Below are 13,351 nucleotides of genomic sequence, written 5' to 3' on the forward strand. Positions count from 1 at the left end.
GATGAATAGATTGTTAGGAGTGGTTGTTTGCCTGCTTACGACATGCATGAAGTGATAGAAAGGAAGGGGTCTATGTATCCTCAAACTAAAGCTATGCAGCATCGCCTGATGACGGTGAGTGGTTCGGGCAAGGTCGCTGCTCAGCCGAATGTAGTGAATATTCAGCTTGGTGTCGTTACCGAAGGACAGAGTCTTACGCAAGTCCAGGAGGAGAATGCTCGTGTGATGGAGCGGGTGATTGGATCGATTGTGAACCTTGGAGTGCAGAGGGGATCGATTCAAACGGCCGATTATTCGATTCTTCCCCAATATAATTATGACAGTGGATCACAGGTGTTTCAGGGGTATCAAGTCAATCATATGATTTCGGTTACGAGTGAGGATATTCGTCTTGCCGGGGAAATCATAGATACGGCGGTACAAAACGGAGCTAACCAAGTTATAGGGGTTCAGTTTTCGATAAAACAATCTGAAATGCTGTACCAACAATCGTTATCGATCGCGCTCCGTGACGCTTACATGAAAGCTCGCTCGATGGCACAAACGATGGGTTTGACTCTTGATCCAGCACCTGTAAAGGTCCTTGAGCGTATGCCGGGCGGTGCCTTTCCATTAGCGAGAGGCGAGGCGTTTGCTACGGTGACTCCGATTGAACCAGGACAGCTTGAGATCGAGGCGTTTGTCGAGGTTCAGTTCCAATTCTACGCATAATAAAAGCCACAGAGCGATAGTCTGTGGCTTACCGTTTGGCTGTGTTGATATTCATATAAGCTCCCTTTAGTGGAAGGCTCGGTTTCGAGACATCATGAGAATTGAGCGGCTCCGGGAAACGGATCGCTTTCCGGGGGGCGGGCGCTGAGCCTCCTCGAGCTTTGCTCTCCGGGGTCTCACCTGTCCCGCTCCTCCCCCAGGAGTCTCACCGTTTCCCTCCGCCCCTTTGCCTAATAAGTAACACGAAACCACTTCCAGAAAAAGCAAACTGATTCTCATAGCAAGTTCTCAGAAAACCTTTCTATAGAGCTCTATATTCTCAAAGGACAGAGATGAAAGACGCTTTCTCCTGAGTGAACATGGTTCTTTTTCTCTCTTCCTTCGCATGGGGGGAATGGGGCCCCTCCATTTTATAAGCGATAGCGCTTCGTTCAGCAGCTCATGGACTGAACTGTCGGAGATAAAGTGAACACGAAGACTATAGTGATTCGATGTTATCTTATAAAACTCGTTAGTCGCTAAGCGCTATAGCTGAAATAAGTGGCTTAGATGAGAGCGCGAAAGTCTTTTCTATTCCAATGCCAAAGGGGTACGTTAATTACATTCCGCATGGGGTTGTTGGGAAGCTGGGAGACTCCCGTGGGAGAAGGATGTAGGCGAGATCCCACAGGGCTGCAAGCCCGAGGAAGCTCGCCACTTCCCCCACAGGAAAGCGAGTAGCTTCCCGACCACCCCTGACTCTTAATAAGGCAACGAACCCAGTAATAATCTCGAAATCAAGTCTTCCACTATCCTGCCTTATTGTTGAATAACTTACTTTCAATATCAACAATCACCTTTAACAAAGCCTACCGTCTAAATAGAATCTCCAGGTTCAAGGGTTGGAACTTCAAAGTTGACGGTGTCCGGATATTTGATGCCGGCGCCTGTGTTCAATACGACGACCTGCTCGTCTTCTTTGATCCAATCCTTCTCCCTCAGTTTTCGTGCTGCAAGGAAAGAAGCGGCACCTTCAGGGCAGACAAACGCGCCTTCCAACTCGGCGGTTCGTTGCTGCTCTTGTAAAAGGGAATCATCATCAACGGCGATAGCGCAGCCATTTGTTTCGTAAAGGGCGTCCAATACGAGGAAATCTCCGATCGCTTTTGGTACGTTGATTCCAAATGCAATGGTTTCGGAGTTCTCCCAAAAACTCGATTCATGTAAGCCTTGTTCCCAGGCTTCGACAATCGGGGCGCAGCCTTCGGACTGTACGGCAACAAGCCGGGGCATTTGTTCATCAGACTCGATCCAGCCTAATTCCTTAAGTTCCTGCAGTGCTTTATATATGCCGATTAAGCCTACACCTCCACCTGTAGGGTACAGAATGACGTCTGGAAGCTTCCAGTTTAGCTGTTCAGCAATTTCCAGTCCCATCGTTTTTTTGCCTTCAATCCGGTACGGTTCTTTTAGTGTGGAGACATCGTATAGCCCTTTCTCTTTCACGGCTTCAGCAACAATTTTCCCAGCGTCGCTGATCAGTCCGTTTACTAAAAATAAGTTGGCACCGGATAAGGCGCATTCATTTCTAGTGATGCTAGGGGCGTCTACTGGCATAATAATCGTCGAGCTCATTTGGGCTCTTGCGGCGTACAGCGACCAAGCGGCGCCTGCATTGCCGTTCGTTGGCATTGCCAATTCTTTGACACCAAGCTCTTTCGCTTTAGACACGCCAACGGCTGCGCCTCTAGCTTTAAAAGCGCCAGTAGGGATAACTCCTTCATCTTTCATAAGAAGGCGGGGGATGCTCATGTCTTTACCGAGAGCAGGCAAATCTACTAATGGAGTCATCCCTTCTCCCAGGCTGATGACATTGTTGTTCTGTCGGACAGGCAGCAACTCATGGTAGCGCCATAAGTCAGGAGCCCTTTTTAAAAGGTCGTCGGCTGTGAATTTTCCGCGGAGTTCGTCCAGGTTGTAAGTAACTAGCAGAGGGGAGCCGCATGCACATAAGTGGTTCTCCTCTTCTGTGGAGTAGGTTTTGGAACATTTCGGACAGTATAGGTGAGATACATAACTGAACTTCATTTAATCGTCCTCCTCATATGTAAAAAGTAATTTCAGCGTATCATAGATGCTTTTCCTATGTATGTTCAAACGTCCGTTCTATTTGAAAAGGCTTTGTTAAAGTTCCGTGTTGATATGCATATAAGCTCCCTTTAGTGGAATACTCAGATTCGAGATAATCGGGCTGTTTCCGTTATGACTGACAGCGTTTAGAGCTCCGGGAAATCACTCGCTTTCCGTGGGAGCGCAGTGAGCCTCCTCGAGCTAACGCTCTCCGGGGTCTCACCAAGCACTCTCTTCCCACAGGAGTCTCGCGATTTCCCGGAGCTCTTTGCGATGATTAGATGGTACGGAAACACCGATTTCAGGATGTCAGATGCTGCGCTACCGTTATGATAAAAACTTGATATTGTGCGGTTTATCCCTATAAACAAACGCTCGCCAAATAACGAACATGGATAAAGAAGACGCGCCTTCTTGCAAAAAGGGTTCATTTCTAGCTTACTTTCACGGAAATGAAAAGCCTATTGGATAGTTAGTTTTTCTAAAACAACCGGTTTAATTTTTCTGCAAACGTTGGTACAAGAGAGTTTCTCATTTCATAGTTCCGTCCCGTAATATAAGTTAGGGGTTTTAGGAATGTGCGAGGCTCCTACCTTTGAAAGCGGCAGCACTTCGTTCAGCGGCGTATGGACTGGACTGAGCTGGAGGAGATAAAGGAAACACGAAGAACGAAGAGATTCGATGTTGACTTATCGTACAGAAGTGAAGGAAGTCTCAGTAGCCGCTAAGCGCTGGAGCTGGATAGTCCCCCATAAGGTTTATGATTGGAACCACGCCCTAGACTAATATAAGTGTAAGAAGTGGGAGAAGGATGTAGGCGAGATCCCACAGGGCTGCAAGCCCGAGGAAGCTCGCCACTTCCCCCACAGGAAAGCGAGTAGCTTCCCAGTCACACCAGACTCTCATTGCAGCTACGAACCCTGGTTATCTCGAAACTGAGTCTTAAAGTATCCTGCCATATTGTTGAATAACTCAGCTATCAATTCAACAACCACCTTTAACATAGCATTTAAAACCAATGGTGTTTCACAACTGCTTATGAAAAGTTGGTGATTTACAAAGAATTTACACTCCTTCTCTATACATTGCCATATAAGTATATTATTATATGCAATGGACGTAATCAGAAAAAGACATGGAACTTTCCACTTGCATATATAAGCATATGCTTATATTATAATAAGCGAGGTGAGAGCATGGAAAAAACAATGATCGATATAGACACAGCTGCCCAATCACTCAAACTCCTGGGCGATAAAACACGGTTGACCATTATCGGTTTAATCAGTGAAGGGGAGTGCTGTGTGTGTGAATTTGTTGAGGTGCTTCAAATGAGCCAGCCTTCGGTCAGTCAGCATTTGCGTAAACTTCGGGATGCGGGGCTTGTGAAGGAGAAGCGAAAAGGACAGTGGATTTTTTATTCTTTGAATAAAGATCACGAGACCTATCCCATCACTAAGCAGATCTTAGCGCAAATTCCAGATCAAATAGAAAAATTAAGGGCATTGGAGCGAGCAGGTTTACGCATTCAATGCGATTAGTAGGGGGATTATTTTGAATTTAGCAATTTTAGCCACGCTCATATTTATACTTACATTAGTTTTAGTCATCTGGCAGCCGAAAAATTTAGGCATTGGCTGGTCAGCCTGTGGAGGAGCAATTCTGGCTTTAATTGTCGGGGTCGTTGATTTTCAAGACGTAATTGCCGTGACCGACATCGTGTGGAATGCGACATTAGCCTTTATTGCAATTATAATTATTTCACTCATTCTTGACGAGATCGGTTTCTTTGAATGGGCCGCTCTTCATATGGCGAGAATAGCAAAAGGCAATGGAAAGAAAATGTTCATTTATGTGACTTTACTTGGAGCGGTCGTTGCTGCACTGTTTGCTAATGATGGGGCTGCATTGATTTTAACGCCGATCGTACTCGCGATGGTCAGAAATTTGAATTTCAAAGAAACGATGATTTTACCTTTTATTATGGCGAGTGGATTTATTGCTGATACGACATCCTTGCCGCTGGTAGTCAGTAACCTAGTAAACATCGTTTCAGCCGACTTCTTTGGTATCGGCTTTGCGGAATACGCTTCACGGATGATTGTGCCGAACTTCTTTTCCTTAGGCGCCAGTATTCTTGTGCTTTATATCTTTTTCCGAAAGGATATTCCGGCCGACTACAATTTAAATGATTTGAAAGAACCGAAGGAAGCATTGCTGGATCACAAAATGTTCCGCTTGTCATGGGGAGTGCTGGCTGTACTTCTTGTCGGATATTTTGCCAGCGAACCACTGGATATCCCAGTGTCAATCATTGCAGGCATTGTAGCGATTTTCTTCTTGATCATGGCTCGCCGAAGTCCGGCTGTAGAGACCGCTGTCGTTATAAAAGGGGCTCCATGGGCCATTGTATTTTTCTCCATCGGAATGTATGTCGTCGTTTATGGATTGCGGAATGTCGGTTTTACTGATGTCCTGGCAGACGTCATTCAATATACGGCGGATCAGGGGATGTTCGTGGCGACGGTTTCCATGGGATTCATCGCAGCGATTTTATCTTCTATCATGAATAATATGCCTACAGTCATGATTGATGCGTTAGCCATCGCGGAAACGAATACGTCCGGTACGATGCGGGAAGCCCTTATATATGCCAATGTCATCGGATCCGATTTAGGACCGAAGATTACGCCGATCGGATCTCTTGCCACATTATTATGGCTGCACGTCCTTTCAACGAAAGGCGTCAAAATTTCCTGGGGATACTACTTCAAAGTCGGTGTCATCCTCACAGTTCCAACCTTGTTCATTACATTAGTCGGTCTATATTTGTGGCTGCTAATTATATAAAAATATTTCAATAAAAAGGGGAAATGTATCATGTCTAACAAACCAGTAATTTACTTTCTATGCACAGGGAACTCTTGCCGCAGTCAAATCGCTGAAGGGTTCGGGAAAAAATATCTAGGAGATGAGTTCGAAGTTCTTTCAGCTGGAATCGAAGCTCACGGACTGAATCCTAATGCTGTAAAAGCTATGAATGAAGTAGGGATTGATATTAGTGACCAGACTTCTGACATTATTGATTCTGATATTCTGAACAATGCTGAATATGCGATTACACTTTGTGGTGATGCCAACGATAAGTGCCCGATGACTCCTTCTCATGTTACGCGTTTCCATTGGGGATTTGACGATCCAGCAAAAGCGGAAGGCACAGAAGAAGAAAAATGGGCTGTATTCCAAAGAGTGCGTGATCAAATCAGTGAGCGCATCCAGCAGTTCGCAAAAGATAAAGAATAGTAAAGAAAAAAGCCGGGAGATGCTCTCGGCTTTTCTTTAAAATAGACGAAGGAGAATTCTTATGTATGAAGTTTTCGATCCAGCAAAACTAGATGATCCTCCGTTTCTCTTTTTTACAGGGAAAGGAGGAGTCGGAAAAACGTCGACAGCTTGTGCTACAGCAGTATCCCTTGCAGATCAAGGCAAACATGTTCTGCTAATTAGTACAGATCCCGCCTCGAATCTGCAAGATATTTTCGACGAAGAACTGACGAACGAATGGAAATTCCTCGATGATGTACCAAACCTTGCAGTGGCTAACCTTGACCCGGAAGAAGCGGCCAGGGAACATCGTGAGAAATCGATCGCCCCTTACAAAGGGAAGCTTCCAGATTCAATTATCGCTTCCATGGAGGAGCAAATGTCAGGAGCCTGTACAACAGAAATTGCGGCGTTTGATTCTTTTACTGCTTTTTTAAGCGACCACAAGCTTCATAATCAATTCGATCATATTATATTTGATACCGCCCCGACTGGTCATACGCTTCGTTTACTGCAGCTGCCGCAAGCTTGGTCAGGGTTTATGGAGGATAATCCGAATGGAGCTTCCTGTCTTGGACCGATGTCTTCACTTGCAGAAAAAAAGCATGTGTATGAGCAGGCTATGAATAGTTTAAATGATAGAGAGAAAACGGTATTGTATCTTGTCAGCCGCCCAGAGGAGTCCGCGCTTTTTGAAGCTGCTCGTTCTTCTAAAGAGCTCATGGAGATTGGTATAACGAATCAACGTCTGATTATCAACGGTCTGATTTCCCGGCCTGTCACAAAAGGAGATGAGGTCTCCATCGGTTTTCGTAATAACCAACAGCTTGCTTTGCAGCAGCTGTCGGATTATTTGAAAGAAATCGAAACCTTTGAACTCCCTTTTGCCCCGTTATCTTTAACAGGAATCGATTCATTAAGAGAGTGGATGCAGGGAAGAGCGAATGTCGATCGTTTGGAACATGAAAGTGTAGAGCTGGATGCCCCTTCCCTTGAACAGGTGATTGATGACTTTGCGAAAATGGAGAGCGGACTGCTTTTTACTATGGGAAAAGGCGGTGTCGGAAAAACAACCGTGGCTTCATCGATTGCACTTGGACTTATGGAAAAAGGATTTCGGGTAAGATTGACTACTACGGATCCAGCTGATCACGTAAGCCGGACCTTTGAAGGCTATGAGAATGATCGGCTCTCTATCAGTCATATCGACCCCAAAGCAGAAACTGAACGGTATAAAGAGCAAGTTCTGCATGAGACAGGGAGTACGCTAAGTGAAGAGGAACAAAATTTTTTAAAGGAAGATTTAGACTCGCCTTGCACGGAAGAAATAGCGGTGTTTCGTGCATTTGCAGATGTGGTAGAGCATTCTAAGGAGGATTTTATCGTAATTGATACTGCTCCGACTGGGCATACTTTATTATTATTAGATGCAGCACAGTCTTATCATAGAGAGTTGGAACGCACTACCGGGCATGTGCCTGATTCTGTAAGGAATCTGCTGCCTACTCTTCAAGATCCGAATTACACGAAAATGTGTATCGTCACTCTTCCTGAAGCGACTCCTGTATATGAAGCAGAACGATTGCAGGCAGACTTGGAAAGAGCCGGTCTGCAGCCAAGCTGGTGGATTATGAATCAGTGTTTATCAGCTGCTCAAACAGAGGACCCCTTACTTAAGGCGAAAGCGCAGGCAGAAGTTAAATGGATTGAACGAGTGTTAAAAGACAGAGAAGAAGCAGCGGTAGTACCGTGGGAACAGCGTGCTGCTAAACCAGTAGTTTTTAAAGGAGGAATTTAAATGACACACCAGGCTATTATTTTAGGTACAGGGCCAGCAGGATTGACAGCTGCCGTCTACTTAGCAAGAGCGAATATGGAGCCGCTAGTGATCGAAGGACCAGAACCCGGCGGGCAGCTTACGCTGACGACGGAAGTTGAGAATTTCCCTGGATTTCCTGATGGGATCATGGGTCCTGAACTGATGGATAATATGAAAAAGCAGGCAGAACGTTTTGGAGCTACCTTCAAAAGAGGCTGGGTGACCGATGTGAACGTCGATCAGCGCCCATTTAATCTGTCTGTCGATGGTTTAGGCGAGCTTGAGACACAATCCCTCATCATCTCTACAGGTGCGTCAGCTAAGCTGTTAGATATCCCTGGAGAGAAGGACAATATTGGAAAAGGGGTAAGCACATGTGCCACATGCGACGGCTTCTTTTTCCGCGGTAAGAAAGTACTTATCATCGGTGGCGGAGACTCAGCGATGGAAGAGGCGAACTTTCTTACTAAATTTGCAGATGAGGTTCAAGTCGTTCATCGCCGCCACGAACTTCGTGCATCTAAAATTATGCAGGATCGGGCAAGGGCCAACGACAAAATTACATGGGCGCTTAATAAAACACCTGTGGAAATGGTATCTGACGGAATGAAGATTTCAGGGCTCAAGGTGAAAGATTCGGATTCCGGGGAAGAAGAGTTGATTGAAGCGGATGGGATTTTTGTTGCTATCGGGCACAACCCGAATACAGAGTTCCTTAAAGGGAAACTCGATATGGATGAAAAAGGTTATCTGCTCGTGGAACCAGGCACAACTAATACGAACATTCCAGGGGTCTTCGCTTGTGGAGACGTCCAGGATCAGAAGTATCGTCAGGCGATTACTGCTGCAGGTACTGGATGCATGTCAGCCATGGATGCTGAGCGTTTCTTAGAAGGTGAAGCGACGATTGACTGGAGTCAAAGCTTATCTTAAAACCATCGCCAAAAACCCTTTTTCTTGGGGGTTTTTGGTTTTTTAATACGCTGTAATTAAAGAAAAATGGATAATTGTCAGAAAATTCATCGTTTTTTGTATACATATTTTGTTAATTGATGTAAAATGTACCACACATAGGGATGGAAGAAAATACTTAATAGGGAGATGGAAATCTTGAAGAAGCTTTTGATGGTTTTGTGCAGTGTCGGTTTCTTTGCAGGTATTTTTCTAGGTTCGGGTGTGGCTTTTGCGGAGCATGGGGATGAAGACAAGAATTGTGATGATTTTGATAATAAGCAAGAGGTTATGGAATTTTGGGACTCACACGGGTATGATGAGAACAACGATCCATCTGATCTAGATAGGGATAACGATAACCTTCCGTGTGAAACGACACAAGGTGATTGGGATAGCTATAATGAAAACAAAGAAGAAACTTCCGAAGAATCAGATGAAGGTTCCGAAGACACTTCTTCTGAAGAGGAAAGCAGTGAGGATACAGATGAATCTGCCGGATCCGATGGGGACGACAGTGATTCAGCTGAAGAAGAAGGTGGAGAGCTTCCCGACACGGCGACCAATAGTCCATTTATGATGATGATGGGTGCTCTATTCGTCGGAGCAGGCGGCCTGCTGATTATTCGTAAAAAATCATTGAACTAAAGAACGGTTGCAATCACCATCCCTGATGAAGGCAGGCTGCCAATAGCCTGCCTTCATTTCCATGGAGGTAGGTAAAGATATGAGAAGAAAAATAGGAATTCTATTCATAATCGCAGGGCTTTCCATTGTTGCGTACTTCGGGTATGGGTGGTGGGAGCAGCGGCAAGTCATCCAATCGATGAGCGCAAGTGAGCTCAATGATTATTTAGATTATGATGATAAGGTATTAGACTCAACGAATGTATCAGAGGAAGAGGAAAGCCATGATTTCAAGAAAGGCGAAGAAATGGCTGAATTGAAGCTTCCTTCTGTCGAACAAAAGTATCCCGTTTTCTGGGGAACGGATGATGATACGCTCACTCAGGGAGTAGGGATGCATGATAGTGAATGGACCGTAACGCCGGATGTGAATGGACATACGCTCATATCAGGCCACCGGGACACGGTGTTTTCAGAGATGGGTGATCTTGTGATTGGCGACCTCGTTTACTTAGAGTACGAGGGAAAAGAATATGCGTATCAAATTCGACAATTGTACGTGGTAGAGGAAGATGATAAAAGCGTCGTAGTAGAAAAAGATAAACCGACTTTGACGATATCCACTTGCTACCCATTTCAGTTTGTCGGAGATGCTCCGTACCGCTATATTGTGGAAGCAGATTTGGTGGAAGTAGAGTAAACAGCATGGAAGCCCGTGCTGTTTTTTTAATTGCTCTTTTAAATTTCAGTATTGAAACTCATATAAGCTCCCAGTTTCAAGATGTTCGGATTGATTCCGTTATGTTTAACAGTGTTTAGATCTCCGGGAAATCACTCGCTTTCCGTGGGAGCGCGGTGAGCTTCCTCGGACGTCCCGTCCTGCGGGATCTCACTAAGCACTCTCTTCCCACAAGAGTCTCGCAATTTCCCGGAGCTCTTTGCAATGATTAGTAGAACGGAAACTCCTATGTGATGTAAAAGTTTAAGAACCATGAAAACAGCTTAATCATAATTATTATTTATTCAGTACATGTCTATTGAAAAACGGTGCCGCTCTCATCACTGTAGCTTGCCAAACCTTTCAATTGGAGGCAGCTGTCTCATTTAGTAATAAACATAAAAGGGTTCGTTTCTCTAATTCTAAATGGGATGGTGGGAAGCTAGGAGACTCCCGTGGGAGAAGGTGCTAGGCGAGATCGAACAGGGCTTCAGCCCGAGGAAGCTCGCCAGTTCCCCCACAGGAAAGCGAGTAGCTTCCCAGCCACCCCTGACACTTCATACGGCAACGAAGCCTGGAGATATCATAATCGAGTCTTCCACAATCCTGCTAATTTGTAAAATAACTTATGAACATAGGTATCTGCTCCGACAATTAGAAAAAGCCTCTTATTTCTTGTAGAATGAGAATTGGACTATAAATCATAAGAGAAAAGGTGTTATTCCATTGAAATCATATATTGTCGTTGGAGCCGGTGTATTAGGTGTTTCGACCGCCTATCATCTGGCTAAAGCTGGAGCGAAGGTAACAGTAGTGGATCGGAAAGATATCGGTCAAGCGACCGATGCAGCAGCCGGAATTATCTGCCCATGGTTATCGCAGCGTAAAAATAAAGCCTGGTATGAACTTGCTAAAGGCGGAGCACGGTATTATCCCGCTCTCATTGAAGAACTCGAAGCTGATGGGGAAACAAATACAGGTTATAAGCGAGTAGGTGCGCTGCGTCTTCATAAGGAAGATGAGAAGCTTGAGGAAATGCTGGAACGGGCGCTCGAACGTCGTGAAGCGGCACCAGAAATGGGAGAAATCAAACGTCTCACTAAAAAAGAGACGAAAGAAATGTTTCCTCCATTAGATGAAGAGTACGGTTCAATTTTCATTAGTGGAGCGGCGAGAGTTGATGGACGTGCGCTGCGTGATGCATTGATCAGGGCATGTGAACGAAAAGGTGTAGAGTTTGTTCAAGCAGATGCGCAGTTAGATGTGAATAGGTATCAAATTACTGGAGTTAAGACGAAAGAAGGTACGATAAAAGCCGATCAGGTTATTGTGACTGCAGGAGCCTGGGCTAAAGAAATGGTGCTTCCTCTAGGCGAGGAATTTCTCGTGCATCCGCAAAAAGCTCAAATTGTCCACCTGGAACTGCCAGATACGAATACAGAGGAATGGCCCGTAGTCATGCCTCCTACTAATAAGTATTTGCTCTCTTTTGACGGGGGCCGGGTGGTTATCGGGGCTACCCATGAAACGAAGGAAAAGTTCGACTCGCGTGTTACGGTCGGAGGACTTCATGAAATTTTTCATAAAGTGCTGGGAGTAGCACCTGGTTTAGATAAGGGGACTATGGTAGAAACAAGAGTAGGATTTCGTCCATTCACTCCCAACTCTTTACCAGTGTTCGGCCCTTTGAGGAATTATGAAGGACTTTATTTAGCGAATGGTCTGGGAGCTTCCGGCTTAACGTCAGGACCTTATATAGGTGCGGAATTAGCCCGTTTAGTTCTAGGACAGAATACAGAGCTGGACTCGCACAATTACCGGATAGATTTAGCCTTATCTGATAAATAAACAGGCCGGCGTTTAAGCCGGCCTGTTTATTTTTTTACGAAATGGTACCCGATTTTATTCAGAGCTTGTTCAAGAGTAGTCGATATTACTATATCTTTGAATTTGGATCCAATCTTTACTTGGGCCATGGCCATATCCGGGCGGACACCTGTCAGTACTGGCTTAACCCCCATAAGTTCTAAAGAGTGGATGACATCAAATAAATGATTGGAGAACAGATCGTCAAAGCTGACAAGGCCTGATAAATCAAATATGAAGTAATCTACTTCTTCTGTATGAACTTGCTGGAGTACGGAAGGAAGTAATTTGTCAGCTCGGTCTTCATTCACAATGCCGACAAGCGGTAAAACGACAACCCCTTCTGTAATCGGGACGATAGGTGTTGAAAGCAGCTCTACCTGCTGCTGGGTTTGGTCGAGATTGACAATGAAACTAAAAACCTTAGCTATAGATTTAAGAAAAGCTATTTGCTCCTTTGTAAATTCAATGTTGTCAGGGTCCATTACACATAATGTACCGAATACATGGTTGCTCTTATCGTATATTTTAACTCCGAGGAAAGATTTCACACCTAATTCTTGCGCCAGGTTCATATGGGCGGTGGCTTCTTCTTCGCTCAGGTTGGATGTGTTGAATTGCTGTTCCCCTGTTTCCATGACAAATTGACAATAAGAGTCTTCGTAGTTGACTTGCAGGGCATTATCGACAATCGGTTGAGAACGATTATATGATTTCAGGACCTGCATGTATTGAGGCTCTTTTTTGGCTATGTAAACTGTATTTACTCCTAAAAAAAAGCTGATTTGATATAGAATATCATCTGCCGCTTCCTCCAGGGATCTGTACTGCAGGTCGTTTGCGAATGTGTTCATTAGCTTCTGCCCCTCATTAAATCATGTAGTTCCACTATAACGAGTCACATGAAATTTTTATAATATAATATAATTTTAACAAACAATAAATTACTTTCAAAAATTTTGTACTATATCAAAACTATGCTCAATGAAATTAAAGAATTATATGAACATGTCTATGAAAAACTATGTTAAAGACCGTAGTTGGTTTTAATATGAGAGTTATTAAACTATATGACAGGATAGTGGAAGACTTCATTTCTAGACATTTGGTGAGTGGATCAGGGCGGCGGGGAATGACTCGCTTTCCGTGGGAGCGCGGTGAGCTTCCTCGGACGTCCCGTCCTGCGGGATCTCACCAAGCACTCTCTTCCCACAGGAGTCTCCCCA

Annotated in this window: 11 protein-coding genes; 9 read left to right on the plus strand and 2 right to left on the minus strand. The window is 44.7% G+C overall.

The annotated features are described in order from the left end of the window. The first annotated feature begins 27 nt into the window (after positions 1-27). Positions 28-711, plus strand: a complete 684-nt coding sequence (locus O2Q26_RS18835) for an SIMPL domain-containing protein (RefSeq protein ID WP_289217290.1) — start codon at positions 28-30, stop codon at positions 709-711. A gap of 855 nt (positions 712-1,566) precedes the next feature. Here O2Q26_RS18835 and O2Q26_RS18840 read toward each other — a convergent pair. Continuing rightward, positions 1,567-2,778 carry a threonine synthase gene (locus O2Q26_RS18840; protein WP_289217291.1) on the minus strand — a complete coding sequence of 404 codons (1,212 nt, stop codon included), beginning with the start codon at positions 2,776-2,778 and terminating at the stop codon, positions 1,567-1,569. Positions 2,779-4,016: 1,238 nt separating this feature from the next. Here O2Q26_RS18840 and O2Q26_RS18845 point away from each other — a divergent pair. The 8 genes from O2Q26_RS18845 (at position 4,017) to O2Q26_RS18880 (ending at position 12,107) form a co-directional block, all read left to right on the plus strand. Then, positions 4,017-4,361: an ArsR/SmtB family transcription factor gene (locus tag O2Q26_RS18845; protein WP_253935727.1), complete on the plus strand. Its 345-nt coding sequence runs from the start codon at positions 4,017-4,019 to the stop codon at positions 4,359-4,361. 13 nt (positions 4,362-4,374) lie between these two features. Beyond that, the gene (locus O2Q26_RS18850) at positions 4,375-5,670 is read left to right on the plus strand and encodes an arsenic transporter (RefSeq protein WP_289217292.1); all 1,296 of its coding nucleotides are present in this window, start codon (positions 4,375-4,377) and stop codon (positions 5,668-5,670) included. 30 nt (positions 5,671-5,700) lie between these two features. Continuing rightward, positions 5,701-6,123 (plus strand): arsenate reductase (thioredoxin), encoded by a 423-nt coding sequence (gene arsC / locus O2Q26_RS18855; protein ID WP_253935729.1) that lies wholly within the window; start codon positions 5,701-5,703, stop codon positions 6,121-6,123. Positions 6,124-6,184: 61 nt separating this feature from the next. Further along, positions 6,185-7,942: an arsenical pump-driving ATPase gene (gene arsA, locus O2Q26_RS18860; RefSeq protein WP_289217293.1), complete on the plus strand. Its 1,758-nt coding sequence runs from the start codon at positions 6,185-6,187 to the stop codon at positions 7,940-7,942. Continuing rightward, complete coding sequence (gene trxB / locus O2Q26_RS18865) at positions 7,943-8,896, plus strand: thioredoxin-disulfide reductase (RefSeq protein ID WP_289217294.1); 954 nt, start codon at positions 7,943-7,945, stop codon at positions 8,894-8,896. A gap of 177 nt (positions 8,897-9,073) precedes the next feature. Then, positions 9,074-9,562 (plus strand): LPXTG cell wall anchor domain-containing protein, encoded by a 489-nt coding sequence (locus O2Q26_RS18870; RefSeq protein ID WP_289217295.1) that lies wholly within the window; start codon positions 9,074-9,076, stop codon positions 9,560-9,562. 79 nt (positions 9,563-9,641) lie between these two features. Next, the gene (locus O2Q26_RS18875) at positions 9,642-10,241 is read left to right on the plus strand and encodes a class D sortase, LPxTATN-specific (protein ID WP_289217296.1); all 600 of its coding nucleotides are present in this window, start codon (positions 9,642-9,644) and stop codon (positions 10,239-10,241) included. A 744-nt stretch (positions 10,242-10,985) separates the two neighbouring features. After that, positions 10,986-12,107 carry an NAD(P)/FAD-dependent oxidoreductase gene (locus O2Q26_RS18880; protein WP_289217297.1) on the plus strand — a complete coding sequence of 374 codons (1,122 nt, stop codon included), beginning with the start codon at positions 10,986-10,988 and terminating at the stop codon, positions 12,105-12,107. A gap of 26 nt (positions 12,108-12,133) precedes the next feature. Here O2Q26_RS18880 and O2Q26_RS18885 read toward each other — a convergent pair whose 3' ends face one another. After that, the gene (locus O2Q26_RS18885; protein ID WP_289217298.1) at positions 12,134-12,979 is read right to left on the minus strand and encodes a GAF domain-containing protein; all 846 of its coding nucleotides are present in this window, start codon (positions 12,977-12,979) and stop codon (positions 12,134-12,136) included. Between the last annotated feature and the right edge of the window lie 372 nt (positions 12,980-13,351).

Origin of the sequence: Halobacillus campisalis, assembly GCF_030345335.1 — a bacterium.
Taxonomy (GTDB): domain Bacteria; phylum Bacillota; class Bacilli; order Bacillales; family Halobacillaceae; genus Halobacillus_A; species Halobacillus_A campisalis.

Excerpts from the sequence above, each read along its gene's own strand:
- O2Q26_RS18840 (WP_289217291.1), bottom strand. The coding sequence starts at position 2,778 with ATGAAGTTCAGTTATGTATCTCACCTATACTGTCCGAAATGTTCCAAA.
- O2Q26_RS18845 (WP_253935727.1), top strand. The coding sequence starts at position 4,017 with ATGGAAAAAACAATGATCGATATAGACACAGCTGCCCAATCACTCAAA.
- arsC (WP_253935729.1), top strand. The coding sequence starts at position 5,701 with ATGTCTAACAAACCAGTAATTTACTTTCTATGCACAGGGAACTCTTGC.
- arsA (WP_289217293.1), top strand. The coding sequence starts at position 6,185 with ATGTATGAAGTTTTCGATCCAGCAAAACTAGATGATCCTCCGTTTCTC.
- trxB (WP_289217294.1), top strand. The coding sequence starts at position 7,943 with ATGACACACCAGGCTATTATTTTAGGTACAGGGCCAGCAGGATTGACA.
- O2Q26_RS18875 (WP_289217296.1), top strand. The coding sequence starts at position 9,642 with ATGAGAAGAAAAATAGGAATTCTATTCATAATCGCAGGGCTTTCCATT.
- O2Q26_RS18885 (WP_289217298.1), bottom strand. The coding sequence starts at position 12,979 with ATGAACACATTCGCAAACGACCTGCAGTACAGATCCCTGGAGGAAGCG.